This window comes from Candidatus Lariskella endosymbiont of Epinotia ramella (assembly GCF_964019805.1).
In the GTDB taxonomy this organism is placed as follows: domain Bacteria; phylum Pseudomonadota; class Alphaproteobacteria; order Rickettsiales; family Midichloriaceae; genus Lariskella.
Window position 1 is genome coordinate 1,353,803 of the sequence record NZ_OZ026472.1, and the last position, 17,592, is coordinate 1,371,394.

Sequence of the window (17,592 nt, forward strand, 5' to 3'; positions counted from 1 at the left end):
TATGTCTGATTCTATCTTCATTGGCCGCAGAGTTGAATTAGAGCGCCTGCAAGCCTTATACAAAAAGAAAACATCAAGCTTAGTTGTAGTTAAAGGACGCAGAAGAATTGGAAAAAGCAGACTAATACTTGAGTTTGTTAAAACCATAGATAGTCAAACGTTTTGGAGTTTTGCAGGTCTTGCGCCACAAGATGGGATATCACCACAAGCACAAAGAGATAATTTTGCAAGGCAATTATCATTAATGCTGAAAGTACCACCTATAACATTTCAGGATTGGAGTGATGCGTTTGAGCATTTGAGCTTACATATCAATCCAGGTGACATCATCCTATTTGATGAAATTTCTTGGATGGGCTCAAAGGATCCAACTTTTATTCCAAAACTTAAAGCTTGGTGGGATAAGCAAACCACACATATGCTGCTTGTATTTTGCGGATCTGTCTCCACATGGATTGAAGAAAATATTTTAAAAAGCACAGCCTTCTTCGGCAGAGTCAACCTAACACTTAATCTTGAACCCTTATCGATCACAGAAAGCGCCCAGTTTTTAAGAAAAACAGGCATCAAAATGTCGCCTTATGATAAGTACAAGCTACTCTGTATTATTGGTGGCGTACCATGGTACTTGGAACAATTAAATCCCAAAATCACAGCTGATGAAAATATCAAACAACTTGCTTTTGAGAAAAGTGGGTTATTAGTAACAGAATTTGATCGTATTTTTCACGATCTATTTGATGGTAAAGGCACCACTTATAAGAAAATCCTAGATAGCCTCAAAGATGGAGCTAAGACTTTATCGGAAATTCGCACAGCAATAAAGTTTCCTCATAGCGGCACTTTAAGTCAAATGATGGAGCATCTAATTGTTGCAGGTTTCATAGTCAAACAATCTTTATGGTCTTTCAAAACAACCAGGCCATTAAAGCAAAGTTTATATGCTATTTCAGATCCTTATATGAGATTTTATCTTAAGATGATAGAGCCGAATCTGGCAAAAATTTCCATTAATGGATATGCAGATGTTACACTACAATCATTACCAGGGTTTGAAATTCATTTAGGCCTACAATTAGAATATCTACTTTTACAAAATCGCTCTCTTATTTTCAAAGCAATTGGCATACATGCTCTAGATATCGTCTCTAGCGGCCCATATAGACAGATGAAAACCAGTACGCAACAAGGATGTCAGATTGATTATCTTGTACAAACTGTGACAAAAAACCTATTTATTTGTGAATTTAAATTCAAAAAACGCGAAGTTAATAGCGATATTATCAACGAAGTACAAGATAAAATAACAAAGCTGAAAGTACCAAGAGGTTTTGCAAGCATACCAGTGTTACTCCATTTAAGTGGCGTCACTGACTCCGTTGCAACAAGTTCATACTTTTATCGCATCATCGATATAGTTGATTTTTTAGAGAGTTAATGAGAGCAACAATTAACTCATAAAAAAATTAAAATGGGAGTTAAAAAAATGAAGATCATATTAATAATAATTGCTATGCTCTTACCACAACTTACAACCAACGCTTTAGGTTATACTTATGAGAAAAAGTTAGCAAATTCTAAAGTGATACATATAGTGCACTTAGATCAATCTGAATACGAAGCTGAAATTATTAAAGCGAATAATGGAAATATTGGCCGCGAAACTGTTTCATCTATTGCGCAAAAATCTTCTGCTAATATAGCTATTAATGGTGGCTTTTTTGAAATAGGCGGTAAAAACGATGGAAAAGCAAGCCGTAGTTTAGTAATCCACGGCAAAGTATATGGCCTTAAAAAGCTCATACAACCATTAGTCATTAGACCTCTTGCATAACCATATAAATTGATTAAAATCCTTGATTTTATCAAGGATAACATGAAGTTTGAAAACATCAAAGATGAATACGCAGAAGAGTTTCGCAGGCTTACTGGCATTAAACGAGGAACGTTTGAAGTTATACTAAGTATATTAAAAGAAGCTGAAGCTATTTTAAAGTCTCAAGGTGGAAAACCCAATAAATTGGCTTTAGAAGATCGATTACTCATGACGCTTGAGTACTTGCGTGAATACAGGACATATTTTCATATTTCCCGCAGTTATGGAATAAGTGAAAGTGCCTGTTATCGTAATATACGTTGGATTGAAGATACTCTAATTAAAGATAAACGATTTTCACTACCTGGACGTAAAGCATTACTAAAAAGCGATTCTGAATACGAACTTGTGTTAATTGATGCTACTGAAACACCGATAGAACGACCTAAAAAAAACAGAAGCACTTTTATTCGGGAAAAAAGAGGCGACATACTCTAAAAACTCAGCTTATTGTGGATAAAAGGAAAAAAGAAATCATTTGCACTAATTTTTCTAATGGCAAGCGTCATGATTTCAGGTTATTTAAAGAATCCGGAGTTCACATCCACCCTGAGATTAAAGTTCTTACAGATACTGGTTATCAAGGCATTGATAAGTTGCATTATAATTCAGAGTTACCAAAGAAAAAGACAAAAAAGCGACCACTAAGCAGGAAAGATAAAAAGAAAAATCGTCAATTGTCTAGTGAACGTGTTTTAAATGAAAACGTCATAGGCATGATCAAACGATTTAAAATTATCGCTGATCGTTATAGGAACAGAAGAAAACGATTCGGTTTAAGGTTTAATTTACTTGCTGGTATCTATAACTTTGAGCTTTAAATAGGTTATGCAAGAGGTCTATTATAAAAAACGGAATCATCACAATTAATCAATCAGACCCTGCAAATTATAAAAACCAAGATATTTCTTTTGTATCTGGTATCCCCATGTTAATCGATCATGGTAAAATCTCTGAGGAGCTTTTGAACAAACAAAGTGAATTTTATACACGACCTCACGCACGTACGGCCTTGGGAATAGACTCCAATAGAAAGATAATTATAGTTTTGGCAGAACATTATTATATAAGAGATATAACAGCTATTACTATGGGTGAAGTACAGTCAATAATAAAAGAAAAAGAGAAAATATTAGCGGAAAAATATAATAAGCAAGATCCAGGAGAGATTACATTAGACCTCTTGCATAACCATATAAATTGATTAAAATCCTTGATAAAATCAAGGATTTTAATCAATTTATATGGTTATGCAAGAGGTCTATTATATATGAAACTTGATTTTACAACAATACTGTCGGCAATAATTGCTGCAATTACGGATCTTTTTACAACAACTGATCTCCCCGCAGAAAATTCAACGATTAAGGAAATAGATAGCAGTGCGCTAAGGTTGCTAGTTAAAAGTCACATGAGTAGCAACACAACCTCCTTAGATATTGCGGTAAAGCAAAAAAACATGGAGAACATGAATGCTCTGCTTGCAAATGGTGTAAAAGTTAGTGAATATGCTGTAAATATTGCAGTATCGCAAAATGATAGCGAAACCGTAGCACTCTTGTTGAAGCATGACGTAAATATTGACAGAGATGTGATGGAGAGTGCTGTACGTGCTAATAACATCACAATACTAAAATTGCTGCTCAAAAATGGTGGAAATGTCGACACAGGTCTTGTAGAAATCGCTCTTATTAAAAATCACAAAAAAGCACTTAAACTATTATTAAAACACTGTGATAAAGTTGACAAAGATATAGTCAGAACTATTGTTCGACATAATGGATACAAGGAACTCGAGTCTCTTATAAAAAAAGAAGAAAAAATTAGCGAATATGCAGCAAAGTATGCATTAGCATATAGAAATATCAAGATTCTTAAGTTGCTTATTGAAAATGGCTGGAAAATTACAGAAGGCAGTATGCATAATGTTATTCACTCTGCAGTTTACTATGCTATCGAATCTAATCGCTTTGAAATATTAAAATTGCTACTTGAAAACGGCGCTAAAGCAGATGAATCCGCAGTGTATCAAGCGGCGCTTGATAATAATTCTGAATTAACTGAGCTATTGTTCAGTAATTTGTCTAGCTCTCAAGGTATAGAATATACGCTTTACAATATGATGAAAAAACCAAGTTTAAATAGTTTTTTAGGCAATATATCGTTAGACTTTGATTATAAGACAATTATGAGAGGTGCGTTGCAGCGCCAAGATACTAATCTTGTACAAGAATTATTTCATGACAATGTTCCAATTTCTGGAATTTTACTTGGAGTCTCAAACATACTAGATATGTGGTCATCAAATGTCCTTGAAGCAGTAAAACCATTTGCGCATTCAAACTACGGTATACATATACTACCATTGTCTCAAGCTCAGCAAAATGACACAGCATTTCTTAAAGAGTTTAGTGGATTTATTAATCCTGGAGCAGGCGATAGCTTCCCAAATGTACCATTTACTCTGCAAGATATACAAGGGGAGAAGATGCTAGAGAACGAGAAGTTATATCAATCTGTGCTGAATGTTTCAAATGAATTTGGGATTCCATACCTTGGCATATGCTCAGGCGCACAGCATCTTATTCTAAACAAAGGTGGAAAATTAGATGTTGTAGCTAATAAACATGAACTTGATCGTCGTGTAACATTCATTAAAGGTACTTTCCCACATTTTGCAGCGCTTACTAAAGCTGAGCAAAATGAAGCATTAGAGAAATGTGTATTTTCAGATGTTGTATTTCCAGTGTATAGAGCGCATGAATACTCTGGAGTACAAGAACAACTTGGCGATGTTAAACTTGGAGCTGTATCTAAAGAAGGGGTGGTACAAGCAGTAGCTTCCAAAACTGGTCAGCTTGGAGTGCAATTCCATCCAGAAAACTCATATTATGAACAAACTGACACAAATAGAAATAAATTGATTATAGATAATTTCTTTGAGCGCATCAAAAAATATAGCGAAGCAATTTCTTATGCTGAGAAAAATGGCATAACTCGCACAGAAGCAGTGATAGCAATAAAAAATGCCTATACAATGCTGAGTGATAGATTGGAAGAATGTACGTATGTAGCAAAATATCATGTTGCTTGCGGAGCTAGCTATAATGATACATCATATGAAACTTTGTTTATGGATGAGTTTGATAAAGTAATGTTCGGTTTTAGTGATCAACAGTGATGAATCGTGGTAGGAAGAGACTTCACAACAGTCTCTTCAACATCACAGCATATACTTGTTTCCGTACACGGCGGGTTCAGTAGTACGCACGCCAAAAGTCTCAGAAGCTGCATAAAAAGAGAGTGTTATGCAGTCTATCCGCCAAAAATTAATTTGCTGTGTAAATAAATTTTTGTGGAGAAAGTTAAATGTACAGAAATTAGCTTTTAGAACGACCCCATGCTAATTTTCGGATATATTAATTGTCCTATGCCTAAAAACACTACTTTCACAAAATCCGCAAGTTTTTTTGAACTTATTATAACATTTTCTTACGGATTTAAAACACTATTTTGACACTATAAGCATTATTTCATGCCCATTCTGAGACTTTTGGCGCACGGTACTATCCAATTTTAGAATTTAAACGGCTCATTTTTTTTGCTTTCATTATATCATACGCACTCTGCAATAGTTGAATTGCATGATCATCTCTATCTTTCCCACCATATGCTTCACCTCCCATTACCACTGCGATTAACCTGCCATATGGACTTTTCGTTGATGTCACAACATGATAGCCTGATGCTTTTAAATATCCAGTCTTACCACCGTTTGCCCATTTATAACGCTCCAGTACTTTATTATGTCCCTTTATTACTCTTCCATTATATGTGAATGATGTCTTTGAGAGCATATGATAATACTGCGGAAAATGTATCTGCATTGCAAGCGTCAAAATCGCAATATCATAAGCAGTACTAACTTGCTTGTCATCATGTAGCCCGTGAGGATTACAAAATTTAGTGTCACGAAGTCCAAGTTTCTTAGCTTTAATATTCATCATATCAACAAACCTAGATTCATCTCCAGCAATATGCTCACCGATCGCAACTGATACATCATTGGCAGATTTTACAGAAAGAGCATATATAGCTTCTCTTACTCTAATTTTTGCGCCTGGTTTCAAATTCATATTGCTTCTTGGTTGCGCTGCAGCATGAACAGAAACTGTTACAATATCATCCATCCTAATTCTACCATATTTAAGCGCTTCAAACGTCAAGTATATTGTCATCATTTTCGTCAGAGAAGCAGGGTACCTATGAACTCTCGCATTTTTAGAATATATTATTTCTGCAGTGTCTGCATTCACAACAAGCCCAGCATATCTCGGGGATTGCGTAATACTATTGCTGGTTGTGTGATTTTTATGTGTAGTATGTGACCGCCCTTTCTTGGCTGCATCTGATGTTAGCGGAAATAGCACAATAGTAAAGACTATTGCAGCAAAAATATAAATACTACGCATCTTATAAAATGAGTTAATAAACTTATAAGAAACACACACACAAAACATTGAATGCCTTATACATAACATACATTAAATCGCCATATCATATCGGTACAAGCGAGAGTTGAGCCTGAGACAGTCAAAAAAACAATCAACGGCTTTATGTAAGTAAAAGAAAGCACAACAACAATTAACAGAATAAACTAACGTTATTTGAAATGGTAGAAAATTTTACTACACATTAATTTCTATCCAATGCTTCTTTAAAATACTTGAGCATTTTCCCAGGCTCATCCTTGTGTCTCTCGGCATTTGGAAGAGGTTCTTTTTTTTCTGTAATATTTGTCCACAATTTTGAATAGCGCTGGTTAATTTCTACTATGCTGGCTCTCTGAGCTTGATCTTTTATAGCCCCCTCAGATTGTATAGCTTCAATGGGACATTCTGGTTCGCAAACTCCACAGTCTATGCATTCTTCAGGATTTATTACAAGCATATCAGGCCCTTCATAAAAGCAGTCAACAGGGCAAACTTCTACACAATCAGTATACTTACATTTTATGCATTTTTCAGTTACTACGTATGTCATATATCAAGTCGTACTCTATTACATTTCGTTGTTGATTTTATACAATAAAAAGTGTATTTATTCCTACCATGCCTAAAGATTCGACCGACTGGTTCTTTTTGTTTATCACAAGTGCGATTGGAACGAGTTTGATCAGGCTGATTTTAGGGCTGTATAGTGTTTTGTATAATCATTAGCAAACACTATGGAAGAGTCGGTATAATATTGCAATATCATTGATCTGACAATGATAAAGAATTTTAGTTGATACAATAGAATTAGAAGATGTACTTAGACTTATAATCTAGTATTTTTATGATATATGTTCAGCTTTTATTTATCCCTGCCATTTTATTGGTGTGTAGTATCGAATGTTGTAATATAATAAGTCTGACAATAGGTAAAGAATTTTAGCGGATGTGGCGGAATCGGCAGACGCGCTAGACTTAGGATCTAGTGCCCTTGTGGCGTGTGGGTTCAACTCCCTCCATCCGCACCATTTTTGTTGGTGCCCATTTTATTTGTTGGAGCTAAAACTTGAGATCAATGAACAAAATATTGATTGTAGAATCTACTTTACACAGAAAAATAGCAAGTCGTAGTCTAGAAGTCGCGCAAAATATACTACAGCACAATAATACAGAGCATATGGTTGTTTCGGTGACAAATCCTCTAAATATAGCAACAGCAATCAATCTATCAATAGAAGCTTATAATTTCGAAGGAGTAGTTGCGCTAGGCTGTATATTTTATGGTAGTTTTTACAATGAAATTCTCATAAAAGAGTGCTTACGAAGTATTAGTGATGTATCTTTAGATTGTGTACTGCCAGTAGGTTTTGGTATAATAGCGTCGCAACATGAAAAGGAAGCAACAGAATTATTAGAGGCTGTTGTGACTGATGCTGTACATTCCTGCTTACAATTAATCAAAGCAAAGAACCAACTGCATTTTATAGAAGATGATCAGTACTCAAAATACAGAAACTAACAAAGAGTCTTTGTGGAAGAAACGGCTAAAGGGAAGATATAGCACTAGAGTACTTGCTGTACAGTGTCTGTATGCAATTTCTGCACATTCAAAAGCGATAGAAAAACTACGTTTCTGTAATTACGATGAAATTATAAATTCTATAATTACAAATATTAATACAACTCAAGAACCTAGTGTATATCGATGGATAGATCAACAATATCTCATTAAAACAGTTCAAAGTGTTTGCCAAAATCAAAAATCTATAGATGAAAAGATTGGGCAATTTCTGTCTTCAAATTGGTCTATGAATAGAATTGCTAAGGTTGTGCAGTGTGTACTGCGCGCAGCAACACATGAAATTTTATCTAATGAAGCAGAAGCAAAGGCATTTTTGATTAATGACTACATAGAGATAGTTAAGCTTTTTAATCACGATGGAGAAAGCGGTTTTGCAAATGGTGTGCTAGACAAGATATCAAAATGAGTATTAATATGCAGTATCGGTATAATTTTTCATTTTGAAAGATGCATAAGGCACTCAATCATTACAGGATCTTGCAATATACGTTTTTCAATTTACCATAACACTGCTAAATTATTGTTTTGCATAAGCATATATATGTGATATACATTTCATTGTTTTGAAAAAAGGAGAGATGGCCGAGCGGTCGAAGGCGCTTCCCTGCTAAGGAAGTATACGGGTAACCGTATCGAGGGTTCGAATCCCTCTCTCTCCGCCAGCTTTCGTTCTGCGAACTTCGGGCGGCACCCCCAGAAGTGAGTCAAAACTAGGAGTGTCTCACGAAGCTTCTTGTCTACCGAAGCTCGTAGAGCGCAGGTAGATGGCGTAGTGAGACTGCAGAATTATGCATTATGTTTATTTTTAGAATTATCAAATAGTAATATTTACGTCGGCTTTAGTAGCAATCTAAAGCAACGATTTCAGGCTCATAATGACGGTAAAGTGCCTGCAACTGCTGGATTCTTGCATGCAAAACTAAAAAGTTATGTTGCAGTTGAAACCAAAGAAAAGGCAATGGCTTTAGAAAAATATTTCAAAACTGGCTCAGGAAAAGCGGTGGATATGAAGCGCTTTTTGTAAGATTTAGTCACCCAAACATGCGCACTTAGAGAATCACAAAATCACCGATTTCACCCACCAAAAAATCTCACTTTTTATTCTCCATTTCTCCGTTAGATGCAAACGTCCGACCGGCTTTGTTGCATAATGCGCAGAGCATATCCTTGAGTTTATCTGCTAAATAAACTAACAAAGCTGATATTTCAATGGCAGATAAACTTCTTGAAGTAAGAAGCTTTAGGATTTTATATGTACTGATAAGAGTCTTTATCAAAGATTGTGTAAATTATAGTAGAGCCTATATTTGGAATTAATAAAGAATATAGGTAATTAGAATGAAGACAGAAAAGAATAAGAAAATAAATGAAGCGATAGATTTACTGATAGAAGGAGGAGCGGATTTAAAGACAGTACTGAAGCAGGATGGATTGATTAAGGAATTAACGAAGAGTATTTTGGAGAGAGCCTTGCAGGCAGAAATGTCTGAACACTTAGGTTATAACAAATATGATAGGTCTGAAACTGAGAATTGCAGGAATGGTCATTATAATAAGAATTTGATTACTGAGAATGGCAGTATCGAGTTAAATATTCCGCGAGATAGAGAAGGTAAATTTGCACCTGTAATTGTCTCCAAGAATCAAACAAGAATAGATGGTTTAGATCAAAAGATAATATCTCTGTATGCCAAGGGGATGAGTTTGTCTGATATCAAGATCCAATTACAAGAATTATATGGAGCAGAAGTTAGTGAGAGTTTAATTAGTAGGGTTACAGATGATGTAATTGATGAGGTTAGAATTTGGCAGAGTAGACCTCTTGAACCATTATATCCTATAGTATATTTTGATTGTTTAATAGTTAAGGTAAGGCAAGATAAACAGATAATTAATAAATCAGTATATGTTGCGCTGGGTATAGATTTACAGGGCCGGAAAGATATTTTAGGATTATGGATAAGTGAGAATGAAGGATCTAAATTCTGGCTTAGTAATTTTACTGAATTGAAGAATCGAGGATTAAAAGATATATTAATTGCCTGTAGTGATAACCTGACTGGTATGTCTGAAGCTATATGCGCAAGTTATCCCAAAACTGAGCATCAGCTTTGTATAGTACATCAAATTAGAAATAGCCTGAAGTATGTATCATATAAAGACAGAAAATTATTGGCATCAGATTTAAAGCTTATTTATAGCTCTGCTACTGAAGATGAAGCGCATCTTGCCCTAGAATCTTTTGATAAGAAATGGAGTAAACGATATCCACATATAGCAAAATCCTGGTATAATAATTGGGAGAATCTTGTAATATTTCTGCAATATCCAGAGAGTATCCGTAAGATAATTTACACTACAAATGCTATAGAATCGCTGAATAGTCAGTTGAGAAAAGTTACAAGAAATAAGCGTGTTTTCCCAAATGATGATTCGGTATTCAAGGTTTTATACCTAACGATTGATTATATTACCAAAAAATGGACCATGCCTATCTCTAACTGGAATGAAGCTATGGCTCATTTTATAATCAAATTTGATGGGAGATTTTAATGGCTCTAAAAAATTTACACAATCAATGAGAAAGACCCGTTATAACCTAAGTGTTCAGACATTTCTGCCTGCAAGGCTCTCTCCAAAATACTCTTCGTTAATTCCTTAATCAATCCATCCTGCTTCAGTACTGTCTTTAAATCCGCTCCTCCTTCTATCAGTAAATCTATCGCTTCATTTATTTTCTTATTCTTTTCTGTCTTCATTCTAATTACCTATATTCTTTATTAATTCCAAATATAGGCTCTACTATAATTTACACAATCTTTGATAAAGACTCTTATCAACGCAAGCAATTATGTTCCATTCACTTTGTAAGCGCTTTATTCTTTGGCAAAATATAGATCTTTTTACGCAATCTACCTTCGGATGATTTAGAGTTTTTTTTATAGCTGATACCCAAACGCTTTATTGCGTATCTAATGCCAGATGCGCTTACACCTAGCTTTAATGCCCTTTCATAGCTATAAGAATCAGGATGATCATGTATGTCTCTTTTTAAAGCTTCATAGTCTATTTTTACTGGTTTTTTATTCCTATGCTTGATAGGCATTAGTTGCTTCTTCCATTTACTAATTGTTGTCGTTGATATTTTAAATCGTTCCGACAATTTTATGAATGTTTCACCAGCTTCTTGTAATTTTAACACCTTCTTTCTGAATTGAATTGAGTAGGACATTTTATGTTTTCATTTCTTTCATAACAACTAGCATCTTAACGTATATCATACCTCTTTTATACTGTTTTAGCCATATAGCTAAAGTACTATAAAGTAAGTATGGCAAGCGAGTATTTAGAATAAATTTTTATTCGTTTGTAATCTGTAATATAACCGCTATTTCAGGCGAAAAGCTAACTTAAAATTTATCAAAAAGATAAAGTTTAGCATGATTTTTTTATGCTGCTTTAGCTATACATCAAATTAAATTCGAAAATTATCATAGCACGAGTTGCCAATCAATATTCAGCATCTAAGCTACTAATTACCGGCAATGCGGATCAATAGATCTTTCATCAAATCATCAAAAACAGTACCTTGATACAACAACCTTTTTCATATTTTATTTTTGTTTATTTGCAAAACCCTCAAGTAACATATATGGCCCTAAAATCTGCCACACCAGCCAAGCAATTAATTAGCAACTCGCGTTATCATGATATCCTATGAGTATATATAGCTAACTAACCATAAAATGAGTATGAAAACGCTATATTTTTTGGATAAATTTTATTTGTTTGCAATGCAGTAATGTCGCTATATTACAGACGAAAAGCGGATACTAAATTTATCAACAAGACAAATGTTTAACATGCGTATTTTATGGTTAGTTAGCTATAACATATACTACATCACAATGTTTGATGCAAAAATGATTAGTTAATAGCGAGACTTTATTATCGCATCTCATATCCAAACTTTACCCCAATTTCCACCAAGTGTGGATTATATATATCTACAAAATCTATCTCATGTAATAACATCTTTGCAGCTCCACCTGTGATTATTGTCAGACACTTCTGCTTAATATCTTGAAAACATACATTTTGTAATGTGGTTGTAATATGCTTGATCATCCCTATATGGCCGTGATACAAACCTGCTGCAATCGCCCCTCTCGTATCTCTACCATACAAAGCAGGTCTATTTAAATCGACATTAATATTTGAGAGTGCTGGAATGAAATGTTTGATTGCTTTGCCTGTAGCACTTAACCCTAGTGTTATTACTGTACCATCATATCTCCATATACCATCTGTTTTGAAAATTAAAGATATGGTAGTGGCAGTTCCACAATCTATCACAATGCATTGTGAGTTATATAACATTACAGAAGCTATCGCAGCGCTAATCAAGTCTGCCCCTAGCGTCTCAGGATGACATAACCGCGATAAATCTAGTATCTTCTGATTGTGCGCAGATATTATAAATGGCTCTTTTTTTAGATATTTGCTAATAAATGTAATAATCTTGTCTAATACAGGCGCAACTACGCACGAAACCCCAACCGCATCGATTTTTCTCAAATCAATCTTAGCATTATCAAAAAGCGTAGAAAGTAACGCCATATATTCGTCACATTCTCTCTTATAATCAGTCTGAAGCTTAAAAGTACCAATTATAGATTGGTCCATATTTTCATCAGGTGAACAACCGTAACTTTCGACAGAATGCAGCTGCAAACCTAAGCTGTTTTCCGCCCTAAAAATAGTAAAATTTGTATTAGTATTACCTACATCTATCGCTAGGAACACACCACCTCTTTTACAAGCTTTTTAATAACTTAACTATAATTTAATTGTTTATTGTTGTACAGCTATATTTGATTTACTGGCATTTTTACTAAACACACTAATAACATTTTGAGTAAATTCCTTGAATTGATCTTGTGTCATTTGATTCATACCAGCTGCATTATATTGCTGCACAACACTTAATATACATTCTTGTAAACTCTTTTCTTCAACCTCTTCTTGCTGATCTTTCTCCTGAAAGCTTTCATCATTTTGTGGTAGTATTACATTGATCATTTTAGCTTCAGGGTTTTGAGCAGAGAAGTCTATCAGATAACCAACTTCGGCAAAGCTGCAAGCAGCACAAAACGGCAGAGAATTTATAGATTCTTTTTCATCTCTCTTATAACTTTCCCATTCATTACCCAAATGGTGTAACCCAAGCAAAAAGAAGTCTTGCATACTAATGGATTTATAATAAGTTAGCTTGCTTGCATTGAGTATTGGCTCACTAATCCCACCCATAGCACGGTCACCATCATCTAGCACTCTTTCTTTAATAAGAATGTCACCTTCTCTTTTCAACATGCTTATTGACGTAAAATTTCCACTACCGCCACCGCTATAAAACGAATATATTAAAAAGTGATTAAGCCAAGGAGAACCTAAATACTGCCAATACATAGATTCACAGCAGTATTCCTTCTTGTAATCGTAACCCTGAAATCCACTTGGCACATCTGTATTCACAGGTTGCCTTTCTATTTTTTCTTTTATTATCTCCTTATAACACTGTCTTAAATCTACTCTATCATCATCTGTACCACCTAAAATCTTTGCAATACAATATGCTTCTATTGGCTTATTGCCATATGTCAAAGCTTTGGGTTGTGCTTTTTCATTTGCAATTGCTTCACTAAAACTGATATACAAAAATAAAAAATTAATGAGCAACACAAATCGCATAATATTTTTACATCTATAATTAATAATAAACATAAACAAAGATTTTATTTTAAAGTAGATAGTCTGTCTGTAAAAATTGATTTTCTGCGCAAATCAATTTTTACCGAAAGTTAAATGTACAAAAATTAGCCTAAAGAGGCGGCCCTGCGTTAATTTTCTGATATATCATTTATCCTGTATCTAGCAAATACTACTTAGGTATTACCAACAAAGTCCATAAGATTTTTAACAATTTTGCCACTCTTTCTCTTGGACTTTCGGCATATCATAATTGCCTGCAATCAACATAAACCATCTGCTTTAAGAGTGACAAAGCAGGCGACTAAATAGGTATATATTAATCATAAAAAATATCTGATTCATTAAATTATATTACCGCTCATCACTTTGATAAAATTACACTTATAACTTGCGCTTAAGTGTATTGCAAATCAACTTTTCTTACCTATTGCAAGACGATGATTAAGAAAGCTATCCATGTTTCCATGCATTTCACCTTGCGGAGAACAAAAACCACTAACACTCATTACAAAAACAATTGAGTTATTTTTATATCCGCAAAGACAACTTATACCAGATAGATTGCCAGTTTTAGCTACAATGTCAATATCTAGCTTTCTTTTTTCCATAGTAGTACCAACCTCACCAGATTTCGGCAGAGAATCCACAAATCCTTCTACAAAAAATCCTTTTTTCAATAATTCCAAAAGTTTCGCTGGCTGAAGCCTGTTATAACGCGACAGACCAGAGCCATCGACAAATATTGCATTGCCAAAATCTATATCAAAATGCTGCGCTATAAGATTTTTTATAATTTCATTGCCATCGTTCCACTTTAGATATTTCGATTGTTTTTGTGACTTCAAGGTTGTTACATATATACTATCAAACACAAAATTATCAGATGTTTTAAGTGCACTAACCATGATCTCTTTGATAGGTTTAGATTTTACAGTATTTACAAGCGAAAACCCATCTTTTGAGCAAACATCATTATGAAAAAATTTCACACGACCTTTGATTTTTAATTTTGCGAGTATTTTCTTGATTTTATACATGACGTAGGACTCTACATCTATCGGTGCCACATATAACGTTCTTGCAACTTCAGAATTATTAATAGTGCCACTGATTACAATACAACTTCCATTCCACTCTAGCTCAATTTTTGATTTTTCATTTGAAGTTAGAAGATGATTGTCTATCTCTTGATAAGGGCCGAAATTTTTACTTACTTTTTGTATGCCGATTTTATGCCAATCTTCATCAAATATATCAGCATATTCACCATCTTTAGTAGCAAATATAGTTAATTTCATAATATTTTCATCTATACTTGCTGGAAATATTGGTCTAGCATAAGCACGTCCTAAATCATCCAATAGTATATTTCTTGAGTAAGGAGATATATTAAATGCTGATACATCCAAGAATATGCGGCCTGAAATATTAGAATCTCTAATGGGCAAGAGTAATTCTTCAATATCAATCGATGTCAAAGTTGGATCTCCAGAAAACGAAATCATTATATCATCGATAATTTCGCCTCGCTTTTTAACAGATAAATTTGTTTTGTAACTATAGTTAGATCCAAGAGTCTTGGTAGCAACAAGTGATGTTACAACTTTTTGACAACTTGCAGGTGTAACAAATGCTGCAGACAAATGCTCCTCATAAATTTCGTTACTTGCTATATCACCTATTATATATGAATAAAACCCTGGCTTTTGTTTATAAACGTCTTGTGTTGAAATAGTCGTACAAGCAAAAAGCAGTAAGCAACTTAATAAAGGAGTGATGAGTTTTTTCATCTTTATATCTCAAGGCATAGAACATTAAAATTAGTATAGCCATAATATGAAACGCATCATTAGACTTCTTCTTAAACTTAAATACCAGTGAGGCAAGTGCAAGGAGAATACGGAGCTTAGTGGAAGGCACAAGTCTACAAAGAAGTACATGAGCATCTCCCTGAAAGCTAAAGATACGATTAAACAATTGGCCGCTAGAACAAGCGTTTGAAGAAGTCTATCATAGCAACACTGATAGGATTATAATGCAGAACATACAAATACTATGTAAAAACGCTTTCTGCTATCAAACCACTAAACGTCATAACTAATTTGCTAATATGCTCAAGTCACATTGCATCATACATTCTCTTGAGAAACTATACCTTTGGTTACTTTCATCTTACTTTGCGTATAAAAAATGTATGAAGATGCGATAGATATTATTACAGCTCCAACTATCGAGTTTTGTGATGGAACATCACCAAACAATGCATACGTAGCAACTGCCATGAATATTAATCTACAATAGCTAAATGGCATCAACACCATTACTGGAGCCAGTTTGTATGCAAAGAACAGTACTATAACATTAAAAACACTAACAAACGCCATGAGCGTAATATATAATACATCAGATGATGATACTGTAGTCCAGTTATATAGCGCAAACGGCGCTGTAATAATTGCAATATTCAAAAACTGATAGAAACTTTGAGTTGCATAATGCTCTTTTAATGTCTGTTTTTTACAGAGTACATCATGCATAGCAAAGCCTAGAGCAGATATAATACCAAAAGCTGCTCCATATGAGATTATATGACTTAAAGTTGGCTGTACAATTATATACATGCCAAGAAACCCAACTAATATAGCTCCAACTATTTCAAAAGTTGGAATTTCATTACAGAAGATATATGCAAGAATCAATGTGAATATCGGCGTCATATAACCGATTGCAGTGGCATCATTCCCTCCCAAACATCTCAGTGCTTCAAGCCAATAAAGCATTCCTATGACGTTAAATAAAGATCTAATCACACTTAATTTTACATCATGTAACTTGAAAATTTCTTTATTGCCATACAATAAAAACATATATAGCAAGAATAGCAGCATAAAAAAACAAGCTATGCATGCAACTATGAAAAAAGCTTGTATTAGTGAGATACTAGACGATAAATGCAGAGAAAATATAGACATGCAGGTAAACAAGCATAAATTCAATAGTTTCATTACTATGCCTGCTGTATATCCTTTTAACTTTAACATAATAGAAAATAACAATTAATCTGTTTGCAAAATCTTATACACTTTTCTTATCAAAATTTACCTTGGATATTTTTAACTCCGCAGCAGAAAGCTGCTCTTCACAATATTTGTATAGAATAGATGCTCTTTCAAAAATATACACAGCTTTATCTAGCGGAATATCTCCTGATTCCAACATCTCCACAATAGTCTCAAGCTCCTGCATTGCACTTTCAAATGACATATTTGACACTTCTTGGTCTAAAGAATCTGATAAGACATTGCTCTTATTGCCCTTTGATCTTACTTTTTCTTTTATACTAGATTGCGCCATGATATTATTTAGGAACTATTGGACAAAAAGTAGTTACATATTCTACGCTTACATACTATATAAGTCAAATTACCATATCGTTCTCTTTATACAACTGATTGATTAATTCTTGTATTACGGCATCATGACAAAAGCAATAATATATAAGCCCACAAAAGTTGCCACACAATCTGGCTTATGCGGGGAACGTTTTTGGATACTAGAGTTTTTACCTAAAAATACTAGATTTAAAGACCCATTGATGGGGTGGGATGCTAATTCTGATATGGAACAATCTCAAGTCAGATTGAAATTTTCAAGTAAAGATGAAGCCGTAACATATGCAAAAACCATAGAAGGCTTAGAGTATGATGTGCTGCAACATAATGATAGAAAACAAATAATAAAGCCTTATGTGAATAACTTTCGCTAACACTAGACTTTTCACACCATCTTTTAACTTAAACTAGCTATGCCTTAGTTTCTGATCTAACATTATATAATGCTCAAAGCTGCTTATCTAGTACGTGCGCCAA

Annotated in this window: 19 protein-coding genes and 2 tRNA genes; 12 read left to right on the forward strand and 9 right to left on the reverse strand. The window is 34.2% G+C overall.

Annotated elements, in window-relative coordinates:
• The first annotated feature begins 1 nt into the window (after position 1).
• The 5 genes from AACL20_RS05815 (at position 2) to AACL20_RS05835 (ending at position 5,057) form a co-directional block, all read left to right on the forward strand.
• Positions 2–1,438 carry an ATP-binding protein gene (locus AACL20_RS05815; protein ID WP_339051995.1) on the forward strand — a complete coding sequence of 479 codons (1,437 nt, stop codon included), beginning with the start codon at positions 2–4 and terminating at the stop codon, positions 1,436–1,438.
• Positions 1,439–1,471: 33 nt separating this feature from the next.
• Positions 1,472–1,834 (forward strand): hypothetical protein, encoded by a 363-nt coding sequence (locus tag AACL20_RS05820; RefSeq protein WP_339051996.1) that lies wholly within the window; start codon positions 1,472–1,474, stop codon positions 1,832–1,834.
• 42 nt (positions 1,835–1,876) lie between these two features.
• A protein-coding gene (locus AACL20_RS05825) for an IS5 family transposase (RefSeq protein WP_339051669.1) occupies positions 1,877–2,697 on the forward strand; the annotation gives its coding sequence in 2 pieces (ribosomal slippage) (positions 1,877–2,264 and positions 2,264–2,697; 822 coding nt in all).
• A gap of 38 nt (positions 2,698–2,735) precedes the next feature.
• Positions 2,736–3,080 (forward strand): phosphodiester glycosidase family protein, encoded by a 345-nt coding sequence (locus AACL20_RS05830; protein WP_339052695.1) that lies wholly within the window; start codon positions 2,736–2,738, stop codon positions 3,078–3,080.
• 66 nt (positions 3,081–3,146) lie between these two features.
• Positions 3,147–5,057, forward strand: a complete 1,911-nt coding sequence (locus AACL20_RS05835) for an ankyrin repeat domain-containing protein (RefSeq protein WP_339051997.1) — start codon at positions 3,147–3,149, stop codon at positions 5,055–5,057.
• A 385-nt stretch (positions 5,058–5,442) separates the two neighbouring features.
• Here AACL20_RS05835 and AACL20_RS05840 read toward each other — a convergent pair whose 3' ends face one another.
• Together AACL20_RS05840 and fdxA are read right to left on the reverse strand one after the other, a co-directional pair.
• The gene (locus tag AACL20_RS05840) at positions 5,443–6,348 is read right to left on the reverse strand and encodes a D-alanyl-D-alanine carboxypeptidase family protein (RefSeq protein WP_339051998.1); all 906 of its coding nucleotides are present in this window, start codon (positions 6,346–6,348) and stop codon (positions 5,443–5,445) included.
• Between the two features lie 223 nt (positions 6,349–6,571).
• Positions 6,572–6,919 (reverse strand): ferredoxin FdxA, encoded by a 348-nt coding sequence (gene fdxA, locus AACL20_RS05845; RefSeq protein WP_339041592.1) that lies wholly within the window; start codon positions 6,917–6,919, stop codon positions 6,572–6,574.
• A 392-nt stretch (positions 6,920–7,311) separates the two neighbouring features.
• Between fdxA and AACL20_RS05850 the strand changes: the two genes are divergently transcribed.
• The 6 genes from AACL20_RS05850 (at position 7,312) to AACL20_RS05875 (ending at position 10,504) form a co-directional block, all read left to right on the forward strand.
• Positions 7,312–7,397 (forward strand) — tRNA-Leu (locus AACL20_RS05850).
• A 47-nt stretch (positions 7,398–7,444) separates the two neighbouring features.
• Positions 7,445–7,888: a 6,7-dimethyl-8-ribityllumazine synthase gene (locus AACL20_RS05855; RefSeq protein ID WP_339041589.1), complete on the forward strand. Its 444-nt coding sequence runs from the start codon at positions 7,445–7,447 to the stop codon at positions 7,886–7,888.
• Complete coding sequence (nusB, locus tag AACL20_RS05860; RefSeq protein WP_339041587.1) at positions 7,860–8,357, forward strand: transcription antitermination factor NusB; 498 nt, start codon at positions 7,860–7,862, stop codon at positions 8,355–8,357. The genes AACL20_RS05855 and nusB overlap by 29 nt, the downstream gene beginning before the upstream one ends.
• A 166-nt stretch (positions 8,358–8,523) precedes the next feature.
• Positions 8,524–8,613, forward strand: a tRNA-Ser gene (locus AACL20_RS05865).
• A gap of 71 nt (positions 8,614–8,684) precedes the next feature.
• The gene (locus AACL20_RS05870; RefSeq protein ID WP_339051999.1) at positions 8,685–8,975 is read left to right on the forward strand and encodes a GIY-YIG nuclease family protein; all 291 of its coding nucleotides are present in this window, start codon (positions 8,685–8,687) and stop codon (positions 8,973–8,975) included.
• A 314-nt stretch (positions 8,976–9,289) separates the two neighbouring features.
• Entirely contained in the window at positions 9,290–10,504 is a 1,215-nt protein-coding gene (locus AACL20_RS05875; protein WP_339051785.1) for an IS256 family transposase, read from the forward strand.
• A gap of 14 nt (positions 10,505–10,518) precedes the next feature.
• On the opposite strand, the gene AACL20_RS05880 is transcribed toward AACL20_RS05875, so the two are convergent.
• The 7 genes from AACL20_RS05880 to xseB all read right to left on the reverse strand — a co-directional run bounded on the left by AACL20_RS05880 (position 10,519) and on the right by xseB (position 17,077).
• On the reverse strand, positions 10,519–10,710 hold the full coding sequence (locus AACL20_RS05880) for a hypothetical protein (RefSeq protein ID WP_339052000.1): 192 nt from the start codon (positions 10,708–10,710) through the stop codon (positions 10,519–10,521).
• Between the two features lie 101 nt (positions 10,711–10,811).
• Positions 10,812–11,183 carry an IS630 transposase-related protein gene (locus tag AACL20_RS05885; protein WP_339052001.1) on the reverse strand — a complete coding sequence of 124 codons (372 nt, stop codon included), beginning with the start codon at positions 11,181–11,183 and terminating at the stop codon, positions 10,812–10,814.
• Between the two features lie 716 nt (positions 11,184–11,899).
• The gene (locus AACL20_RS05890) at positions 11,900–12,757 is read right to left on the reverse strand and encodes a type III pantothenate kinase (protein ID WP_339052002.1); all 858 of its coding nucleotides are present in this window, start codon (positions 12,755–12,757) and stop codon (positions 11,900–11,902) included.
• A 48-nt stretch (positions 12,758–12,805) separates the two neighbouring features.
• Entirely contained in the window at positions 12,806–13,702 is an 897-nt protein-coding gene (locus AACL20_RS05895; protein WP_339052003.1) for a hypothetical protein, read from the reverse strand.
• Between the two features lie 431 nt (positions 13,703–14,133).
• Positions 14,134–15,513, reverse strand: a complete 1,380-nt coding sequence (dacB, locus tag AACL20_RS05900) for a D-alanyl-D-alanine carboxypeptidase/D-alanyl-D-alanine-endopeptidase (protein WP_339052004.1) — start codon at positions 15,511–15,513, stop codon at positions 14,134–14,136.
• Positions 15,514–15,852: 339 nt separating this feature from the next.
• Positions 15,853–16,764, reverse strand: a complete 912-nt coding sequence (locus AACL20_RS05905) for a DMT family transporter (RefSeq protein ID WP_339052005.1) — start codon at positions 16,762–16,764, stop codon at positions 15,853–15,855.
• A gap of 34 nt (positions 16,765–16,798) precedes the next feature.
• On the reverse strand, positions 16,799–17,077 hold the full coding sequence (gene xseB, locus AACL20_RS05910) for an exodeoxyribonuclease VII small subunit (RefSeq protein WP_339052006.1): 279 nt from the start codon (positions 17,075–17,077) through the stop codon (positions 16,799–16,801).
• Positions 17,078–17,201: 124 nt separating this feature from the next.
• Here xseB and AACL20_RS05915 point away from each other — a divergent pair, with 124 nt between their 5' ends.
• Positions 17,202–17,489: an NADH dehydrogenase ubiquinone Fe-S protein 4 gene (locus AACL20_RS05915; RefSeq protein ID WP_339052007.1), complete on the forward strand. Its 288-nt coding sequence runs from the start codon at positions 17,202–17,204 to the stop codon at positions 17,487–17,489.
• Positions 17,490–17,592 lie beyond the last annotated feature (103 nt).

Bases quoted from the DNA above. Each gene is read 5' to 3' on its own strand.
- dacB (WP_339052004.1), bottom strand. From the start codon at position 15,513: ATGAAAAAACTCATCACTCCTTTATTAAGTTGCTTACTGCTTTTTGCT.
- AACL20_RS05905 (WP_339052005.1), bottom strand. From the start codon at position 16,764: ATGTTAAAGTTAAAAGGATATACAGCAGGCATAGTAATGAAACTATTG.
- xseB (WP_339052006.1), bottom strand. From the start codon at position 17,077: ATGGCGCAATCTAGTATAAAAGAAAAAGTAAGATCAAAGGGCAATAAG.
- AACL20_RS05875 (WP_339051785.1), top strand. From the start codon at position 9,290: ATGAAGACAGAAAAGAATAAGAAAATAAATGAAGCGATAGATTTACTG.
- AACL20_RS05820 (WP_339051996.1), top strand. From the start codon at position 1,472: ATGGGAGTTAAAAAAATGAAGATCATATTAATAATAATTGCTATGCTC.
- AACL20_RS05815 (WP_339051995.1), top strand. From the start codon at position 2: ATGTCTGATTCTATCTTCATTGGCCGCAGAGTTGAATTAGAGCGCCTG.
- AACL20_RS05895 (WP_339052003.1), bottom strand. From the start codon at position 13,702: ATGCGATTTGTGTTGCTCATTAATTTTTTATTTTTGTATATCAGTTTT.
- AACL20_RS05915 (WP_339052007.1), top strand. From the start codon at position 17,202: ATGACAAAAGCAATAATATATAAGCCCACAAAAGTTGCCACACAATCT.
- AACL20_RS05835 (WP_339051997.1), top strand. From the start codon at position 3,147: ATGAAACTTGATTTTACAACAATACTGTCGGCAATAATTGCTGCAATT.
- AACL20_RS05880 (WP_339052000.1), bottom strand. From the start codon at position 10,710: ATGAAGACAGAAAAGAATAAGAAAATAAATGAAGCGATAGATTTACTG.
- nusB (WP_339041587.1), top strand. From the start codon at position 7,860: ATGATCAGTACTCAAAATACAGAAACTAACAAAGAGTCTTTGTGGAAG.
- AACL20_RS05885 (WP_339052001.1), bottom strand. From the start codon at position 11,183: ATGTCCTACTCAATTCAATTCAGAAAGAAGGTGTTAAAATTACAAGAA.
- AACL20_RS05855 (WP_339041589.1), top strand. From the start codon at position 7,445: ATGAACAAAATATTGATTGTAGAATCTACTTTACACAGAAAAATAGCA.
- fdxA (WP_339041592.1), bottom strand. From the start codon at position 6,919: ATGACATACGTAGTAACTGAAAAATGCATAAAATGTAAGTATACTGAT.
- AACL20_RS05840 (WP_339051998.1), bottom strand. From the start codon at position 6,348: ATGCGTAGTATTTATATTTTTGCTGCAATAGTCTTTACTATTGTGCTA.